This window comes from Kitasatospora sp. NPDC023385 (assembly GCF_055664045.1).
Map to the genome: position 1 here is coordinate 318,051 of NZ_JBVOOL010000001.1, position 16,953 is coordinate 335,003.

Annotated in this window: 17 protein-coding genes; 9 read left to right on the forward strand and 8 right to left on the reverse strand. The window is 72.7% G+C overall.

Annotation, left to right across the window (positions count from 1 at the left end):
* Positions 1-13: 13 nt before the first annotated feature.
* From AC0B61_RS01400 to AC0B61_RS01410, 3 genes are all read right to left on the reverse strand, one after another.
* On the reverse strand, positions 14-1,027 hold the full coding sequence (locus AC0B61_RS01400; RefSeq protein WP_471738532.1) for a TIGR03842 family LLM class F420-dependent oxidoreductase: 1,014 nt from the start codon (positions 1,025-1,027) through the stop codon (positions 14-16).
* A 159-nt stretch (positions 1,028-1,186) separates the two neighbouring features.
* Positions 1,187-2,617 carry a dihydropyrimidinase gene (hydA, locus tag AC0B61_RS01405; RefSeq protein ID WP_471738533.1) on the reverse strand — a complete coding sequence of 477 codons (1,431 nt, stop codon included), beginning with the start codon at positions 2,615-2,617 and terminating at the stop codon, positions 1,187-1,189.
* 11 nt (positions 2,618-2,628) lie between these two features.
* Positions 2,629-3,471 (reverse strand): nitrilase-related carbon-nitrogen hydrolase, encoded by an 843-nt coding sequence (locus AC0B61_RS01410; RefSeq protein WP_471738534.1) that lies wholly within the window; start codon positions 3,469-3,471, stop codon positions 2,629-2,631.
* Positions 3,472-4,025: 554 nt separating this feature from the next.
* Between AC0B61_RS01410 and AC0B61_RS01415 the strand changes: the two genes are divergently transcribed.
* The 9 genes from AC0B61_RS01415 (at position 4,026) to AC0B61_RS01455 (ending at position 12,377) form a co-directional block, all read left to right on the forward strand.
* Positions 4,026-4,103, forward strand: a complete 78-nt coding sequence (locus tag AC0B61_RS01415) for a putative leader peptide (RefSeq protein ID WP_471738831.1) — start codon at positions 4,026-4,028, stop codon at positions 4,101-4,103.
* Positions 4,104-4,303: 200 nt separating this feature from the next.
* Positions 4,304-4,957, forward strand: a complete 654-nt coding sequence (locus AC0B61_RS01420) for a cysteine dioxygenase (protein ID WP_471738535.1) — start codon at positions 4,304-4,306, stop codon at positions 4,955-4,957.
* Positions 4,951-5,337, forward strand: a complete 387-nt coding sequence (locus AC0B61_RS01425; RefSeq protein ID WP_471738536.1) for a rhodanese-like domain-containing protein — start codon at positions 4,951-4,953, stop codon at positions 5,335-5,337. The genes AC0B61_RS01420 and AC0B61_RS01425 overlap by 7 nt, the downstream gene beginning before the upstream one ends.
* A gap of 299 nt (positions 5,338-5,636) precedes the next feature.
* On the forward strand, positions 5,637-6,866 hold the full coding sequence (locus AC0B61_RS01430) for an ABC transporter ATP-binding protein (protein WP_471738537.1): 1,230 nt from the start codon (positions 5,637-5,639) through the stop codon (positions 6,864-6,866).
* Complete coding sequence (locus AC0B61_RS01435) at positions 6,853-7,524, forward strand: ABC transporter permease (RefSeq protein ID WP_471738538.1); 672 nt, start codon at positions 6,853-6,855, stop codon at positions 7,522-7,524. The genes AC0B61_RS01430 and AC0B61_RS01435 overlap by 14 nt, the downstream gene beginning before the upstream one ends.
* Entirely contained in the window at positions 7,521-8,198 is a 678-nt protein-coding gene (locus AC0B61_RS01440) for an ABC transporter permease (RefSeq protein ID WP_471738539.1), read from the forward strand. The genes AC0B61_RS01435 and AC0B61_RS01440 overlap by 4 nt, the downstream gene beginning before the upstream one ends.
* 108 nt (positions 8,199-8,306) lie before the next feature.
* Positions 8,307-9,248: an ABC transporter substrate-binding protein gene (locus AC0B61_RS01445; RefSeq protein WP_471738540.1), complete on the forward strand. Its 942-nt coding sequence runs from the start codon at positions 8,307-8,309 to the stop codon at positions 9,246-9,248.
* Positions 9,249-9,426: 178 nt separating this feature from the next.
* Positions 9,427-10,005, forward strand: coding sequence for a hypothetical protein (locus AC0B61_RS01450; protein ID WP_471738541.1), 579 nt, complete (start codon positions 9,427-9,429; stop codon positions 10,003-10,005).
* 629 nt (positions 10,006-10,634) lie between these two features.
* The gene (locus tag AC0B61_RS01455; protein ID WP_471738542.1) at positions 10,635-12,377 is read left to right on the forward strand and encodes a glycosyl hydrolase family 18 protein; all 1,743 of its coding nucleotides are present in this window, start codon (positions 10,635-10,637) and stop codon (positions 12,375-12,377) included.
* Positions 12,378-12,494: 117 nt separating this feature from the next.
* On the opposite strand, the gene AC0B61_RS01460 is transcribed toward AC0B61_RS01455, so the two are convergent.
* From AC0B61_RS01460 to AC0B61_RS01480, 5 genes are all read right to left on the reverse strand, one after another.
* Entirely contained in the window at positions 12,495-13,790 is a 1,296-nt protein-coding gene (locus AC0B61_RS01460) for a multidrug effflux MFS transporter (protein WP_471738543.1), read from the reverse strand.
* A gap of 280 nt (positions 13,791-14,070) precedes the next feature.
* Entirely contained in the window at positions 14,071-14,553 is a 483-nt protein-coding gene (locus tag AC0B61_RS01465) for a hypothetical protein (RefSeq protein WP_471738544.1), read from the reverse strand.
* A gap of 526 nt (positions 14,554-15,079) precedes the next feature.
* Positions 15,080-15,976 carry an alkaline phosphatase family protein gene (locus tag AC0B61_RS01470; RefSeq protein WP_471738545.1) on the reverse strand — a complete coding sequence of 299 codons (897 nt, stop codon included), beginning with the start codon at positions 15,974-15,976 and terminating at the stop codon, positions 15,080-15,082.
* Positions 15,977-16,194: 218 nt separating this feature from the next.
* Positions 16,195-16,581: a hypothetical protein gene (locus AC0B61_RS01475; protein WP_471738546.1), complete on the reverse strand. Its 387-nt coding sequence runs from the start codon at positions 16,579-16,581 to the stop codon at positions 16,195-16,197.
* Complete coding sequence (locus tag AC0B61_RS01480) at positions 16,578-16,952, reverse strand: hypothetical protein (protein WP_471738547.1); 375 nt, start codon at positions 16,950-16,952, stop codon at positions 16,578-16,580. The genes AC0B61_RS01475 and AC0B61_RS01480 overlap by 4 nt, the downstream gene beginning before the upstream one ends.
* Between the last annotated feature and the right edge of the window lies 1 nt (position 16,953).

The window sequence follows — 16,953 nt, forward strand, 5'->3', positions numbered from 1 at the left end:
CGCGATCAAGGGATCACACGTGGGGGATGACGTCCGTGCCGTAGGCGTCGATGGTGGTCTCGATCGCGTCGTGCATGGCGTAGACGGCGAACTGGTCGACGCCGAGCGAGCGGAGCTCGGCCAGCCGGGCGCGCTGCACCTCTGCCGGGCCGATCAAGCAGAAGCGGTCCACGATCTCGTCGGGGACGAAGGTCGTGTCGGGATTACCGGCCCGCCCGTGGTGGCTGTAGTCGTAGCCCTGACGGCCCTTGATGTAGTCGGTGAGCGCCTCCGGCACCAGGTCGGAGTGCTCGCCGTAGTGGTTGACCAGGTCGGCGACGTGGTTGCCGACCATCCCGCCGAACCAGCGGCACTGCTCCCGGGCGTGGGCGAGCGCGGCGGGAGAGTCGTCGGCGGTGACGTAGGCGGGGGCGGCCACACAGATGGTGACGGAGTCCGGGTCGCGGCCCGCCTCGACGGCGGCGGCACGCACCGTCTTGACCATGAACTCGGTGAGGTACGGATCGGCCAACTGCAGGATGAAGCCGTCGGCTTGGCGTCCGGTCAGCGCGAGTGCCCTGGGGCCGTACGCGCCCATCCAGATCGGCAGCGACGCGTCCGGGCCGACCCACGGCAGGTGCATCTCGGTGCCGTCCACCTCGACGGTGCGGCCCTCGGCCAACTCCTTGATGGCGTGCATCGCTTCGGAGAGCCGGGCGAGGGTCGCGGGGTGGCGTCCGGCGACCCGCATGGCGGAGTCGCCGCGGCCGATCCCGCAGACGGTGCGGTTGCCGTACATGTCGTTCAGCGTGGCGAACAGGGAGGCGGTGACCTCCCAGGTGCGGGTGGAGGGGTTGGTGACCATCGGGCCGACGGTCAGGCGTTCGGTCTCGGCGAGGATCCGGCTGTAGATGACGAAGGGCTCCTGCCACAGGACGCAGGAGTCGAAGGTCCAGCCGTGGCTGAACCCGGCCTGCTCGGCGCGGACCATCCGGTCGATGAGGAGGCGGGCGGGCGGGTCGGTCTGGAGGACGAGGCCGATGTCCATGGGTGGCTCCGAGAAGGGTGGGCCGCCGCCCGACCGCCGGTCGCGGGCCCGGGCGGCGGCAGGTTGACAACAGGGGGTCTGACAACAGCGGACCTGAAAACAGCAGGCCTGGCGTACAGCGGGAACAGCGGAACGGCGGAGACGGCGGGAACGGCAGGGTCAGACGAGGTACTGGCAGGTGTCGCGGCGCAGGAACGCGCCGTGGCCTGCCCGGCCGAGCCAGGTGCCGTCGTCCAGGACGACGGTGCCGCGGGAGAGCACCGTGCGGGCCCGGCCGGTGAGTCGGCGGCCCTCGTACGCGGAGTAGTCGACGTTCATGTGGTGGGTCGCGGCGGAGACGGTCTGCACCGCGGCGGGGTCGTAGACGACGAGGTCGGCGTCGGCGCCCGGCGCGATGGTGCCCTTGCGCGGGTGCAGCCCGAACATCCGGGCGGGCGTGGTGCAGGCGATCTCGATCCAGCGGCGCCGGCTGATGTGCCCGTCCACGACGGCCTGGTGCAGCAGGTCCATCCGGTTCTCGACGCCCGGCAAGCCGTTGGGGATCTTCGAGAAGTCGCCGCGCCCGAGTTCCTTCTGGCCGACGAAGCAGAACGGGCAGTGGTCGGTGGAGACCACCTGGAGGTCGTTGGTGCGCAGTCCGCGCCAGAGCGCCTCCTGGTGCTCTCGCGGCCGCAGCGGCGTGCTGCACACGTACTTGGCGCCCTCGAAGCCGTCGGCGCCCTCCTCCGCGAGGTTGTCGGTGGAGAGGAAGAGGTACTGCGGGCAGGTCTCGCCGAAGACGTTGAGCCCGGCGTCGCGGGCCTGGGCGAGTTCGGCGAGCGCGGAGGCGGCGGAGACGTGGACGACGTAGAGCGGGCTGCCGGCGACCTGGGCGAGTTTGATCGCCCGGTGGGTGGCCTCGGCCTCCAGCAGTTCGCGGCGGACCTCGCCGTGGTGGCGGGGGGCGGTCTTCCCGGCGGCGAGCGCCTGTTCGACCAGCACGTCGATGGCGATGCCGTTCTCGGCGTGCATCATGATCAGACCGCCGTTGGCCGCCCCGCGCTGCATGGCGCGCAGGATGCGGCCGTCGTCGCTGTAGAAGACGCCCGGGTAGGCCATGAAGAGCTTGAACGAGGTGGACTCGCCGGAGTCGACGAGCGTGTCCATCTCCTTGAGGACGCCGTCGTTGACGTCGGAGACGATGGTGTGGAAGGCGTAGTCGATGGCGCAGTTGCCGTCGGCCTTGGCGTGCCAGGCGTCCAGGCCTTCGCGCAGCGAGCCGCCGACCGGCTGGACGGCGAAGTCGACGATGGTGGTGGTGCCGCCCCAGGCGGCGGCTCGGGTGCCGGTCTCGAAGGTGTCGGAGGCCGCGGTGCCGCCGAACGGCAGCTCCATGTGGGTGTGGGCGTCGACGCCGCCCGGGATGACGTAGTGGCCGGTGGCGTCGAGGACGGTGTCGGCGCTCCAGGCTTCGGCGGCGGAGCTGCCGGTGGTGGCGAGGGCGGCGATGCGCTCGCCCTCGATCAGGACGTCGGCGAGGAGTTCCTCGGTGGCCGTGATGACGAGGCCGCCGCGGACGATGGTGCGCCGGTGCGGGTCGCGGGTGGTCATCGTGCTGCTCCTCAGGCCTCGGCGAGCGGTCCGTAGGCGTCGGGCCGGCGGTCGCGGTAGAACGCCCACTGCTGGCGTACCTGTTCGATCAGGCCGAGGTCGAGGTCCCGGACGACGAGTTCCTCCTCCTTGTCGGAGGCGACGTCGCCGACGAACTGGCCGCGCGGGTCGACGAAGTAGGACGTGCCGTAGAAGTCGTTGTCGCCGTACTCCTCGGTGCCGACCCGGTTGATGGCGGCGACGAAGTACTCGTTGGCGACGGCGGCGGCGGGCTGTTCGAGCTGCCAGAGGTAGGCGGACAGGCCGCGGCTGGTGGCGGAGGGGTTGTAGACGATCTGCGCGCCGGCCAGGCCCAGGGCCCGCCAGCCCTCGGGGAAGTGGCGGTCGTAGCAGATGTAGACGCCGACCTTGCCGACGGCGGTGTCGAACACGGGCCAGCCCAGGTTGCCGGGCTTGAAGTAGTACTTCTCCCAGAAGCCCTTGACCTGCGGGATGTGGTGCTTGCGGTACTTGCCGAGGTAGCTGCCGTCGGCGTCGATCACGGCGGCGGTGTTGTAGTAGAAGCCGGCCTGCTCCTCCTCGTAGACCGGGACGACCATGACCAAGCCGAGCTCGCGGGCGAGGTCCTGCATCCGGCGTACGGTCGGGCCGTCGGGGACGGCCTCGGCCCAGCGGTAGTGCTCGGGCTCCTGGACCTGGCAGAAGTACGGGGTGTTGAAGACCTCCTGGTAGCCGATGATCTTCGCGCCCTGGGCGGCGGCCTCGCGGGCGTACCGCTCGTGGAGGGCGATCATGCTCTCCTGGTCGCCGGTCCAGCGGGTCTGGACGAGCGCGGCACGGACGATCTGCGACATGGGTACCTCCGCAACTCCGCGGCCCGGCCGTGCGGTCGGACCCGCGGTCTGAGGGTTGACGGGGCGGGTCTCACCCGCGGATCCGCTCGGGGATCCACAGGGGTCTACGTGCGTAGAAAGCGATCTCTAGACCGTAGGCCGGGCCTCGGTGGCCTGACAATACGTTGGCGGAAACACGTCTGGGGTGATCTTGTCGTGCGGACACGCGGGAGCTCCCGAGTGGGATGAAAGGCACATCTACCCCGTGAGTGCCCTCCTTACTCATACGAGTGAACCGGGGTGATCGGAGTGCGGATACGGCCACCACCGGGCAGTACCCGCGGGGGCCTTATCACGGACGTCGGTTCGAGCCGCGTTCACAAGAGTTCGACCGCCCGGCCACGGGCGGATCGGGGGGAGCCGTCGAGCAGGCCGGCGCCGCCCGGTCGGGCCGAGAGGTGGCCGGCCGGTCCGATCGGGGTGTCGCCGACGGGCCTCGCGGCACCGTGCACGGCCGACGACCAGCCGCCGGACCGGCTTGACTTCGTCCGGTTCGCTCAGGAAGGATCCGGCGCATGGAATCCGGCGCCAATCTGGTCTGCCGCCTGCACGTCGATCTGCGACGCCAGGCGAGTTCCATCTGTGCCTGTTGACCTCGCACTCCCCCGCCGGTCCCGCCCTGTGACTCCCGCCAGGGCCCGCGCCGCGCACCCGCACCCGTAGTTCTGACCTCCCGCCCCCAGCACCGGCGCATCCCTGCGTGCCGGGCCGCCCCGTCGGCCGGCGCCCGCTCACCGCCACCGCAGCCCGGGCCCACCCTGCCGACGTTCCCGCCGCACCCGAGGACGCCTTGATGAGTCTGAACACGAGCTTGGACCTCGCCTCCGAGACCCCGACGCCCGGCCCGACCAGCCTGACCGGACCGCCCAGCCCGACCAGCCCGACCGAATCGGAGCCGGCCCACGTCCCGACGGTCGCAGAGGCCGTAGGGGTCGCAGAGGTCGCAGAGGTCGCGGAGCCCGCAGAGGCGACCCGCCCCCGGGAAGCCCCTGCCCCGCTGACCCCCAGCGCCTTGCGGACCGTCGTCCGCGAGCTGGCCGAACGGCCCGAGGAGTGGATCCACCTCGTCCGCCTGTCCACCGACGAGCGCTGGTACCGGCGCCTGGTGGCCGAGGACGACCACGAGGTGTGGTTGATCAGCTGGCTGCCCGGCCAGTCCACCGGCTTCCACGACCACGGCGGCTCCCGCGGCGCCTTCGCCGTGGCGCTCGGCGAGCTGGAGGAACTGTCCCTCGGCGGCCCGGACCAGGGCCTGCTGATCCGCCGGATCCAGGCCGGCACCGCCCGCGCCTTCGGCCCCGAGTACGTGCACGACGTGCGGAACACCGCGTCCGGTCCCGCCGTCACCCTGCACGCCTACTCGCCGCCGCTGAACTCGATGGCGCACTACGACCTGCGGGCCGGAGGGCTCGTCCCCACCTCGGAGGAAGGACCGGAGCAATGGTGACCACGATCGACGACCTGGTGGAGCGGGCCCGCGAGGGCGTCCACCGCCCGCGCGCCCGGGAGGCGTACCAGGCCCAGCTGGACGGAGCGCTGCTGGTGGACATCCGCCCGGCGGCGCAGCGGGCCGCCGAGGGCGAGATCCCCGGCTCGCTGATCATCGAGCGCAATGTGCTGGAGTGGCGGCTCGACCCGACGGGCAGTCACCGGATCCCCGAGGCGGCGGGCTACGACGTCGAGGTGGTCGTGGTCTGCTCCGAGGGCTACGCCTCCAGCCTGGCCGCCGCCTCGCTCCGGGAGCTGGGCCTGCACCGGGCGACCGACCTGGACGGCGGCTTCGTCGGCTGGGCGGCCGCCGGGCTGCCGACCCGTCAGGGCGGCTGAGCCAGAGGCAGGGGGGCCGGGCGCAGACCAGGCGCAGGCCGGGCACGCAGTCGCGTCCACCGGCCCCCGGCACGCGCCGGTCGGTAAATCAGAGACAGGAGATGATGCAGGTCATAGGCTGATCAGAGTTTCCGCAGGTCCGAACCTGGGCAGCCAGGCGGGCGGAAGAACGCCCGGGCGGCTGGTACGACAGGCGCCACCACAACCCGCACCAGCGCTTGCCGACGAACCGCCATCAACCGAACGACCGACCGACACAGGCGCCGCCTCCCCGGGACGCCCTGACGAGGAAACACCCCGTGATCAGATTCGAGGGCGCCGGAAAGCGCCACCCCGACGGGACCGTCGCCGTCGAGGGCCTGGACCTTGAGGTCCCGACCGGCCGGATAACCGTCCTGGTCGGACCCTCCGGCTGCGGCAAGACCACCCTGCTGCGCATGGTCAACCGGATGGTCGAGCCCACCTCGGGCCGGGTCCTGCTGGACGACACGGACGTCGCGAAGCTGGAGCCCGCCAAGCTGCGGCGCGGCATCGGCTACGTGATCCAGCAGGCCGGACTCTTTCCGCACCGCAAGGTGATCGACAACATCGCCACCGTCCCCTACCTGCTCGGCTGGGACCGAAAGAAGGCCCGCGCCCGGGCTGCCGAACTGCTCGAACTGGTCGGGCTGGCGCCCGAGACCGCCAAGCGGTACCCGTTCCAGCTGTCCGGCGGCCAGCAGCAGCGGGTCGGGGTGGCGCGCGCCCTGGCCGCCGACCCGCCGGTGCTGCTGATGGACGAGCCGTTCAGCGCCGTCGACCCGGTGGTGCGCGCCGGACTCCAGGAGGAGTTGCTGCGGCTCCAGTCCGAACTGCACAAGACGGTGCTGTTCGTCACCCATGACATCGAGGAGGCCGTCCGGCTCGGCGACCAGGTGGTGGTGCTGCGCGAGCACGGCCGGATCGCCCAGCTGGCCGACCCGCACACCCTGCTCACCACCCCCGCCGACGACGGCGTGGCCGCCTTCCTCGGCCGCGACCGGGGCCTGCGCGGCCTCGGCCTGCGCCCCGCCCGCGCCGTGGCGCTGCGCCCGGTGAGCGACGGACTCACGTACGGCGGTTGGGAGTTGGCACTGGACGACGAGCGCCGCCCGATCGGCTGGATCGACCGCGACGCCGTCACCGCCGAGCTGCACCCGGCCGCCGGCTTCCGGCCGGACACCGACACCCTGCGCACCGCGCTGGACGCCGCCGTCCTCTCCGCCTCCGGCGTCGCGGTCGCGCTGGACACGGACGGCCGGGCGACCGGCACGGCGAGCCGCGAGGCCGTCCTGGCGGCGCTCCGGCCCGAGGCCGACAGGGCCGTGAGCACCGCCGCCGGGCCCGACCGGACCGATGGGCCGGTCAGCACGGACGAGCCTCCCGCCGCCGGAGCGGCCCCGCCGGGGGAAGCAGGCGGAGCGGACGGAGCGGACGGAGCGGACGGAGCGGACGGAGCGGATAGAGCGCCCAGAGTGGACGGAGAGGACGGAGCGGATGGTGGACGATGAACCGATCGTCCGCTGGTACTGGATCGGCGACCACCTCGGCTACCTCGGCCACCTGCTCGCCGACCACGCCGTGATCGCCCTGGTCCCCGTGCTCATCGGACTGCTGCTGGCGATCCCGCTCGGCCTGGCCTGTGCCCGCTTCCCCCGGCTCTACCAGCCGCTGTCCGCCGTCTTCAACATCGTCTACGCGCTGCCCTCGCTGGCCGTGTTCGTCGTGCTCATCCCGTACACCGGGCTCGCCACCCAGGCGACGGTGATGATCCCGCTCACCTTCTACGCCCTCGCCGTCCTGCTGCCGACCACCGTGGACGGGCTGCGCGCCGTCCCGGACGCCGTCCGGCAGGCCGCCACCGCGATGGGGTACGGGCCGTGGCACCGGCTGACCTCGGTCGAACTGCCCGCCGCCGTCCCGTACCTGATCGCCGGACTCCGGGTCGCCGCGGTGTCCAGCATCTCGCTGGCCAGCGTCGGCGCGCTGGTCGGGCGCGGCGGGCTCGGCTACCTGTTCATCGACGGCTTCCAGCGGACCTTCCCCACTCCGATCCTGGCCGGCATCGTGCTGATCGCCGCCCTGGCGCTGGCCGTCGACCTGGTGCTGGTGACCGCGCGGCGACTGCTCGCGCCCTGGGCCGTCCGGGAGAAGGGGGCGGGCTCGTGAACTGGCTGAACTGGCTGAGCGACTTCTTCACCGCCCCGGACCACCGAAGCGGCCCGGACTCGATCGTGCACCGGGTCTCCGAGCACCTGCTGCTCTCCGGCGAGGCCCTGCTGTTCGCGGCCCTGATCGCCGTCCCGCTCGGGCTGCTGATCGGCTACACCGGGCGCGGCGTCACCGTGGTGACCGCTCTCGCCGGCGCCGCCCGCGCCCTGCCCACCCTCGGCCTGGTGACGCTGGCGGTGCTGCTCGCCGGGGTCGGCGACACCGCCGTACTGTTCCCGCTGGTCGCGCTCGCCGCACCGCCGCTGCTGGTGGCCGCCGTCGAGGGGGTGCGCGGCACCGATCCGGACGTCCGGGACGCCGCGCGCGGCATCGGGCTGACCCACCCGCAGGTGCTGTGGCAGGTCTGCCTGCCGTCGGCCGCGCCGACCATGCTGGCGGGCTTCCGCACCGCGACCGTCCAGGTGATCGCGACCGCGACGGTGGCCGCCTACGTCGGGCTGGGCGGCCTCGGCCGCTACGTCATCGACGGGCTGGCGACCCGCAAGTACGCCGTGACCGTGGGCGGCGCGCTGATGGTGGTGCTGCTCGCGGTCGCCGCCCAGCTGTTCTTCGCCCTGCTCGCCCGGTTCGCGCTCCCGCCCGGGGTGCGCGCCCAGCGCCAGGACCGCTGAGCCGCCTGCCGAACCTCCTGCTGACCGCTTGCCGAACCTCCTGCTGAACCCCCTCGCTGAGAGCCCTCTCCCATTTCCTCCGGAAGGACATCTGTCACCATGTCGACAATGAAGCCAGGCCGACGTGCCGTCGCCCTCGGAACGCTCGCCGTGCTCGCCCTCGGCGCCACCGCCTGCGGATCCTCCGGCGGCGACCCGCTCGGCGGGGGTTCGAGCGCCTCCTCGTCGACCGGCGGCTCGGCCGGCTCGGGCGGCGGCTCAGGCTCGACGGTGGTCGTCGGCTCCGCGAACTTCCCGGAGAACGTCCTGCTCGGCTCGATCTACTCGCAGGCGCTCAAGGCCAAGGGCGTCAAGGTCGAGGAGAAGTTCAACATCGGCAGCCGCGAGGTGCTCTACGGGCAGCTGCAGAGCGGCAACCTGACCGTCCTGCCCGAGTACAACGGCGCGCTGCTCGCCTACCTGGACGCCAAGTCCACCGCCGTCACCACGCAGGACGTGAACGCGGCGCTCGCCAAGGCCCTGCCCGCCACCCTCGGGGTCCTCGACTCCTCCCCCGCCGAGGACAAGGACTCGCTCAGCGTCACCCAGGAGACCGCGGACAAGGACAACCTCAAGAGCATCGCGGACCTGGCCGCCAAGGCCGGCGAGTTCACCATCGGCGGCCCGCCGGAGTTCAAGTCCCGCCGCGAGCAGCAGCTCAAGGACGTCTACGGGCTGACCTTGAAGGAGTGGAAGCCCACCGCCGATACCACCGCGAACGCGCTCAAGGACGGCAGCATCCAGGTCGGCAACGTGTTCACCACCGATCCGAAGATCGTCCAGTACAAGCTGGTCCCGCTGAGCGACCCGAAGAACGTCTTCGGCGCGCAGAACGTCACCCCGCTGGTCAACAAGGCGGGCGTGGACGCCACGGCGACGGCGGCGCTCAACGCGGTGTCGGCCAAGCTCGACACCGCGGGGCTGACGGCGCTGATGAAGCGCGTCGCGGTGGACAAGGAGGACCCGTCGGCCGTGGCCAAGGACTGGCTGAAGTCCAACGGTCTCGGCTGACACCCCTGCGCGGACGGCGGATGCAGGCGGCGGCCCGGGGGCGGGAGTGGCTCCCCCGGGCCGCCGTTCGCCCGTTCCGGGGCCCTGTCCGGGCGACCCGGGCCCGCTCCGGCCGCCCTCCCGGGCACCTTCCCAGGGACCTTCCCTTCCGCGCCGCGAACATGACAGGGTGGGCGCCATGCGCACTCGACTCCTCGCCGCCACCCTCACGGCACTCGCCGCGGTGAGCCTCGCTGCCTGCTCCAGCTCCGGATCGAGCTCGGGCAAGGCGACCTCCGCGGCCGGCTCCCCCACCACCGCCGCCTCGACCACCGCGCCCTCCGACGCGGCTCCCGACGCGGCCTCGCCGCCGTCGACCCCCGCGCCCGGTACTGCCGCCCCCACGGCCGACGGAACCACGGCCACCGGCACGCCCGCCCCCGACGGCGGGGCCTCGGGAGCCCCCGCGCCGGCCAAGCCCGCCCCGCCCGCCGACGCCGGGCTGCCCGCCAAGCCGGCCGCCGACCTGACCGCCAAGCTGGTCGCCGCGCTGGACGCGATCGACCCGGCGATCGTCGGCGGCAAGCCCGACCAGGCCGTGGACCGGGCGCGCAACCAGTGCCAGTCGCTGTACCAGTTCCCCAAGGACGCAGGGAAGCTGGTCGAGCTGGCCAACCAGCGTTTCACCTCGCCCGACCACCCGCAGGGCTTCGGGCCGGACACCGCCGCCAAGATCAACGACGCCCTGCGCGCCACGCTCTGCCCGGCGCCGCACTGATCCGGCCCACGCCACCACCTCGCACCACCCCGCATCACCCTGTGCCGCGGCGCGCTGAGCCGCGGCACCCCGAACGCCCGGTGTCCTGAGCCCCGGGCAGCCGTGGCCGCGCCCCGCTCACCGGGCGCGCGGCCACGGCGTTGCCGTTTTCCGGCCGCCTCCATCCCCGGCCGCCTCGGCTCCCGGTAACTCCCGCACGCCGACCGCCGATCCACTCCCTTCGGACACCCGGGCCGTACGCTGACGAACTGTCAGGTCTCTTGACAGACCAGTGGTCTAGTCCAAACATAAGCATGTCGATCCGACCGGGATGCACTGTGGGGGTGTGACCACCGGCGGCTGAGGCACTGCCTTGCCCTGCTCCACCCCACCCCCGCTCCGTACGGCACGTGCACGTGCACGCGCACCGCCGCCCGCGCCCACGCGAGTCGGTGGGGTTCCGCACGCCCCCGATCCCACCTCCGGCTCCACCGCACTCCACCGCACTCCACTGTGCTTCACCGCGCTGCACCCGATCCCGATCAAGATCCTCGGGCCAGGGGCCGCACGGTCGACCCCACACGACCGCCGCGCCCCGGGCCGCTCACTGATCCCCAACGCTCCGACCCACCAAGCCTGTTGGAGAATCCATGCGCCTTCGCAGAACGATCCAGGCCGCGCTGACGGCGTGCGCCACGCTGGCCGCCTCGGCCGGCCTGGTCGCCACCGGTACGGCCCCCGCCCAGGCCGCCACACCGCTCCCCAGCCGGGTGTTCGCCCCCTACTTCGAGGCGTGGACCGGCCAGAGCCCGGCCGCGCTGGCCGCGCAGTCCGGCGCCAAGCACCTGACCATGGCGTTCCTGCAGGCCGCCACCAAGGGCTCGTGCACCCCGTACTGGAACGGCGACTCGTCGATGCCGGTCGCCTCCTCGACCTTCGGCGCCGACATCGCCACCATCCGCGCCAACGGCGGGGACGTGATCCCCTCCTTCGGCGGCTACACCGCCGACAACACCGGCACCGAGCTGGCCGACAGCTGCACCGACGTCAACCAGATCGCCGCCGCCTTCGAGAACGTCATCACGACTTACGACATCAGCCGGATCGACCTCGACATCGAGGACAACTCGCTGACCAACACCGCCGGGATCGACCGCCGCAACAAGGCGATCAAGCTCGTGCAGGACTGGGCCGCCACCAAGGGCCGGAGCATCCAGTTCTCGTACACGCTGCCCACCACCACCGGCGGACTGGCCGACAACGGCCTCGCGGTGCTGCGGAACGCGGTCAGCAACAATGCGCGGATCGACGTCGTCAACATGATGACCTTCGACTACTACGACGGCGCCGCCCACGACATGGCGGCCGACACCCAGACCTCCGCGCAGGGCCTCTACAACCAGCTCGCCAAGCTGTACCCGAGCAAGTCCCCCGCCCAGCTGTGGGGTTCGATCGGGATCACCGAGATGCTCGGCATCGACGACTACGGCGCGGCCGAGACCTTCACCGTGGCCAACGCCACCACCGTGTACAACTGGGCGGTCTCCAAGGGCATCAACACCCTGTCCTTCTGGGCCCTCCAGCGCGACAACGGCGGCTGCCCGGGCACGGCCGGCAGCGACTCCTGCTCCGGAATCAACCAGAACGCCTGGGACTTCACCCACATCTTCGCGCCGTTCACCAGCGGCTCGACGGCGACCAACGACTTCTCGGTGGCCGTCAACCCGAACTCCGGTACGGTCAAAGCCGGTTCGGCCACGTCCGCGGGCATCGCGACGGCCGTGACGGCGGGTTCGGCGCAGAGCGTCAACCTCACGGTCAGCGGCGCCCCGGCCGGCGTCACCGCCACCGTCACCCCCGGCAGCGTCACCGCCGGCGGGAGCGCCACGCTCAACATCACCACCACCGCGGCCGCAGCGGCCGGCACCTACCCGCTGACCGTGACCGCCACCGCGCCCTCCGGTTCCCACACCGCGACGTACTCACTGACCGTCGCTGGGACGGGCCCGACCACCGGCTTGGTCAACGGCGACCTGGAGACCGGCAGCCCGGCCCCGTGGACCTGCCAGAGCGGCGGCGCCGTGGTCGCCACCCCGGTGCACTCCGGCTCGCACGCCCTGCAGGCCGCGGCCACCGCGAGCCAGACCGGCGAGTGCGCGCAGAGCGTCACGCTGAAGCCCAACACCAGCTACACGCTGAGCGGCTGGGTGCAGGGCAACTACGCCTACGTCGGCGTCAGCGGCGGTGCCACCGCCAGCTCCTGGACCAGCTCCGCGGGCTGGACGAAGCTGTCCGTCCCCTTCACCACCGGCGCCTCGGGCACCGTCACCGTGTACCTGCACGGCTGGTACGGCCAGGGCAACGTGTACGGGGACGACTTCTCGATTGCCTGAGCTCGGGCGGCCGAGTGGGCGGGCGGTGAGTCGGGGAGGCGGTAACGCTTGACGGCTGACGAATGACAGACAACAGCTGACAGATTTCATCATCTGTCAGCTGTCATCTGAAATCTGTTAGCTGTTACCCGCAGGTTCGTTCTGGCCCGACGGCCGCCCCGGTCGGCACAGCGCCAGGTACGCCGCCGTCGCCGACACCCCGCAGGTCAGGACCACCAGAGCCAGCAGCACCGCGGACGGCCGCCCGCCTAGGCTGCTCAGCGGGGCGACCACCGCTCCGACCAGGAAGTTGCCCGTCCCGAGCAGGGCCGACGCCGTGCCCGCCACCTGTGGCTCGACCAGGCCGAGCGCCTGCGCCGCGGTGTTCGGCAGGATCACCCCCAGGCTGCCCATCATCACGAACAGCGGCGGGCAGAACCCGGCCAGCCCGAAGTCCCACACCGTCGTCAGCAGCACCAGCGCCACCCCGGCGCAGACCGCCGCCGCGAGCCCGCCCAGCATCAGCGCCCGAGGCGTGAAGCGCGGCGCCAGCACCCGCCCGTTCAGCTGCGTCATGACCACGATCGCGACCGAGTTCAGCCCGAACAGCAGGCTGTAGGTCTGCGGCGAGACGTGGTACACGTGCTGGAGCACCGTCGACGACCCGCTGATGTAGCCGAACAGCGCCCCGAACGCGAGCGAGCTGGTCAGCGCGAGCCCGAGGAACGGCAGGTTGCGCAGCAGCCGCCCCATCGTCCGCAGGGTGGCCGCGACCCCGCCGCCGCCCCGGGCCTGCGGTGGCAGCGACTCGCGCAGCGCACCGAACGCGGCCAGGGTGAGCAGCAGTCCGAGTGCCGTCAGCGCGCCGAAGGTGCCGCGCCACGAGGTGAACCGCATCAGCTGGGCGCCGATGATCGGGGCGAGGATCGGCGCCAGTCCCGATATGAGGGCGATCGAGGCGAGGAAGCGCAGCATCGCGACGCCTTGGAAGCGGTCCCGGGCGACGGCGCGTCCGATGACCAGTCCGGCGGAGCCGGCCGCGCCCTGGACGAAGCGGGCGGCGATCAGCACCGGCAGGCTCGGCGCGAGGACGCACAGCACGCTGGACAGGGTGTAGACGACGAGCCCCACCAGCAGGGGCGGCCGGCGCCCGAAGCGGTCGCTGAGCGGTCCGAAGAGCAGTTGCCCGGCCGCTACGCCGAACATCGAGAAGGTCAGGGTGAGCTGGACGGCGGCCGGTTCGGCGACCAGGTCGTCGGCGATCGCGGGCAGGCCCGGGAGGTACAGGTCGGTGGTGAGCGGGCCGAGCGCGGTGAGGCCGCCGAGGACGGCGATCGTGGCGCGACCGGGGCCGGGCCGGCCGGTGGCGGTGGCGGCAGCGGTGGCGGCAGCGGTCGACGTGTCGTCGGCGGGGCCGACGGTCGGGCCGGGCATGGCTCTCCTTACGGACGGGTGACGTCGGGTTCGTTCGCGTCCCGTCCTATCGCAGCCCGGTCCGGTTCCGACAGCAGGGTAGTGCGCCGTGTTCCGGCCGTGGTGCTCCGGGTTCCGGCCGTGGTGCGCCGGGGGATCGCGCTGCGGCCCGTCCCGGCACGTACACGACGACGGCCCGCCTGCACCTTCCGGTGCCCGGCGGGCCGCTCGGGGCCGCTTCGTTCCCTGGTCAGGAGGGCTGATGCCCGGTCAGGGCGCTCAGGCGCGCCCCCGGCCCGGCTCAGCGCTTGGCGACCTGCTCGGCGCGAAGCGCCGCCTGCACCGCCGCCCCGTCCTGCCACGCGTAGAGCTGGTTGCCGGTCAGCGCCACGTTGTAGTGCCCGCAGGTGCCGCTGACCTTGGTCACGACGTTGTCCGGGAACCAGCCGGCCTTGAGCGACTCCGGCACCGGGTGCGCCGACTTGCCCGGCAGCCCGGTGGTGCAGCCGGCGGGCAGCCGCCCCTCCGGGAGGGTGGCGCGCAGCAGGCGGTCGTCGCCCGTGGTGGACATCAGGTACTTCACGCCGGAGGCGTTGTCGGGGAGCCAGGCGGGCATCGAGCGGCGGTCGGCCTTCGCCTGGGTGCCGGTGTCGTACGCGGCCTGCTCCTGGTGGCGCTCGGCGTACCAGTCGGACGCGCGCGGGCCGATCGCCACGACCGCCACGGCGACGGCCATGCCGGTACCCGCGACTCCCAGCGCGACCTTGCTCACGATGCTCTTCATGCCCGACTGCCCTCTCCGTGTCCGTGGCCGGTGTATATGGCCGGTGTATATGGCCGGTTTGCCTGGCCGACAAGCGTGGCTCAGGTGCGCTGCCTGCCCGGGCGACGGGGGCCGCCGTCCGGGGTAACCATCGTGGCCCGCAGCGGGCCGGCGAAGCGTCACCACCAAGTCGCGATCCGGTCTCCGACTCGCGGGGTACAGCCTCCACCTTCCGGCGTACGTCCTTCGGCAGAGGCCCTGAGTGCCGGAGACCCGGGGCCAGGAGACCCGGTGGCCCGGGGTGCGTGCCGGTCCGGCGCCCAGGTTGGCACGTCCGGCTCGAGCGCGGCGCGAGCCCCGGTCGAGCCTCGCTCAAGCGCGGCTCCGCCGCAGCCCGAGGTGCTGCACTCGGGGGCATCGGGCGGCCCTGTCGCGGACACCCGCCACGGCCGATCGGAGCAGCCCATCGGACCCGCCCATCGGAGCGACCCATCGGGCCGGTCAGTCGGGCCGGTCAGTCGGGCCGGTCAGCCGGGCCGGACCGTCGTCAGACCGTCGCGGGCACCGGGCGGGCACCGCCGCCGACGCGGGAGACCGGGAAGGGGCGGCCGTCGAGGGTCCAGTGCGGGTCGATCGGGCGCAGCAGGGAGGCGTACGCCTGGGCGGCGACGTCCGGGTGGCGGATCTCGCCGGTGGGCGGACCGGCCGGGATGTCGTGCCCGGCGCAGGCGACCCAGGCGGTCCGCTCCTCCACCGTGCGGCCGCCGTGGCCGCCGGCGTCGACGTGGCCGTGGTCGGTGACGACGATGACGGTCCACTGCTCCTCGGCGTACGTGTCCCGGCCGCGGACAGCGTCCAGGAGGCGGCCCAGGCGCTCGTCGGCGGTGCGCATGGCGGCGCGGTACTCGTCGCCGCAGCCGAGGAAGTGGGCGGTCTCGTCGACGGCGCCGAGGTAGACGAAGGAGGCCTCCGGGTCGGCGGTGGCGAGGACGTGGACGGCCTCGCGGGTGACCTCCTCGTCCACGGCCTCCCAGGCCTCGGGGGTGTCCTCGGCCGGGGCGACGTAGCAGAGCCGGCCGGGGGCGCGGAAGAGCGGGCCGCCGGACTCGTTGATCATCAGCGGATCCCAGCCGGCCGCGACGAAGGTGCGGCGGCGGTCGCCGCGGTTGAGGCGGGTGGCGAAGTCGGGGAACACGTCGAGCCGGTTGCCGCCCAGGTGGTTGCCCCAGACCCCGTGCTTGGCGGGCTCGACCCCGGTGACGATGGTGGCCCAGCATGGTCCGGACATGGTGGGCGTGCCGTCCGCCACGGTGACCGGCACCAGGAACCCGGCCTCGGCGACTTCCTGGAGGCGCGGCATCGGCACCTGCGCCAGGTAGTCGTGGCGGACGCCGTCGATCCCGACGACGAGCACGCGGGGGCGGGGCCGCTGGGCAGCGGACATGGGGAGTTCCTTTCGGTGGTGCGCACGATCGGCCCGCATCCGCCGGGGGGGGCGCGGCCGACCGCGCCATGCTGCACCGGCCGCCGTACCGGTCGGCGTCGCGCCGTCGAACGGCGGGTGTCCGATGGGTGTCGGACGGGCATCCGCGGGTGGCCGGCACATCTCCGCGCGAATCGAGCAGCCGTCGGGCGGCCGTCGGGCGAACACCGCTCGGGCCGTCAGACCGCCGTCCGGACGAACCGGCGGTCGGCCTCCGCCAGTTCGGCGGCCGGGCCGGCGGCGCGCAGCACCACGTCCAGGACGCGTTGCGGGTCCGCGGCGTAGCAGTGCGCGAACCACGGCAGGTTGGCCTCGACCACGGCCCAGTGCTCGGCCGGGTCGTACGGGTCGGCGATCCGGGCGGCTGCGAGCGGGCCGCCGTACCAGTGGACGGGCCGCCCGGCGAGGAGCTCGACCGTGTCCGGCCCGTCGAGGACGGCGGTGGTGAGGCCGCGTCGGGTGGCGGCCTCGGCGAGCAGCAGGGTGGTGCTGGTCCGCTGGGCGGAGGTGAGCAGGACGCGGCCGGCCGGGGGCACCGTACGCGGCCCCGCGGCCGGACGCGTCACGGCTGGGGCCGGAACTCGTGGACGACCTCGATGCGGCCGACGATGTGCCGGTTGAACTCGTCCAACTCCTCTGCAGGCACCCAGAGTTCTAGGATCGTCCGGCCGCCGGCCTGCCGCACGGGGTAGCGGGCGAGGAAGTCGGTCTCGACCGTGAAGCGGGTGACGTAGCCGACGCCGGAGGCGGGCACGTTCCAGTCCCGGGCGATCCGGACCGCGTAGTCCTCGTTCAGCACCGGGTAGAAGATCGGCTGATCGGGCAGGCGGGGCGGCCAGGCACGCCAGTCGGCGGCCTCGACCAGGGCCAGCTCCTGGGGGCCGGTGGGGCGCCAGAGGGTGGTCGTCGGGGGCGCCGGGGCGGGCGTGCTGTTCATG

Excerpts from the sequence above, each read along its gene's own strand:
- AC0B61_RS01400 (WP_471738532.1), bottom strand. The coding sequence starts at position 1,027 with ATGGACATCGGCCTCGTCCTCCAGACCGACCCGCCCGCCCGCCTCCTC.
- hydA (WP_471738533.1), bottom strand. The coding sequence starts at position 2,617 with ATGACCACCCGCGACCCGCACCGGCGCACCATCGTCCGCGGCGGCCTC.
- AC0B61_RS01410 (WP_471738534.1), bottom strand. The coding sequence starts at position 3,471 with ATGTCGCAGATCGTCCGTGCCGCGCTCGTCCAGACCCGCTGGACCGGC.
- AC0B61_RS01415 (WP_471738831.1), top strand. The coding sequence starts at position 4,026 with ATGGAATCCGGCGCCAATCTGGTCTGCCGCCTGCACGTCGATCTGCGA.
- AC0B61_RS01420 (WP_471738535.1), top strand. The coding sequence starts at position 4,304 with ATGAGTCTGAACACGAGCTTGGACCTCGCCTCCGAGACCCCGACGCCC.
- AC0B61_RS01425 (WP_471738536.1), top strand. The coding sequence starts at position 4,951 with ATGGTGACCACGATCGACGACCTGGTGGAGCGGGCCCGCGAGGGCGTC.
- AC0B61_RS01435 (WP_471738538.1), top strand. The coding sequence starts at position 6,853 with ATGGTGGACGATGAACCGATCGTCCGCTGGTACTGGATCGGCGACCAC.
- AC0B61_RS01445 (WP_471738540.1), top strand. The coding sequence starts at position 8,307 with ATGAAGCCAGGCCGACGTGCCGTCGCCCTCGGAACGCTCGCCGTGCTC.
- AC0B61_RS01450 (WP_471738541.1), top strand. The coding sequence starts at position 9,427 with ATGCGCACTCGACTCCTCGCCGCCACCCTCACGGCACTCGCCGCGGTG.
- AC0B61_RS01455 (WP_471738542.1), top strand. The coding sequence starts at position 10,635 with ATGCGCCTTCGCAGAACGATCCAGGCCGCGCTGACGGCGTGCGCCACG.
- AC0B61_RS01460 (WP_471738543.1), bottom strand. The coding sequence starts at position 13,790 with ATGCCCGGCCCGACCGTCGGCCCCGCCGACGACACGTCGACCGCTGCC.
- AC0B61_RS01465 (WP_471738544.1), bottom strand. The coding sequence starts at position 14,553 with ATGAAGAGCATCGTGAGCAAGGTCGCGCTGGGAGTCGCGGGTACCGGC.
- AC0B61_RS01470 (WP_471738545.1), bottom strand. The coding sequence starts at position 15,976 with ATGTCCGCTGCCCAGCGGCCCCGCCCCCGCGTGCTCGTCGTCGGGATC.
- AC0B61_RS01480 (WP_471738547.1), bottom strand. The coding sequence starts at position 16,952 with ATGAACAGCACGCCCGCCCCGGCGCCCCCGACGACCACCCTCTGGCGC.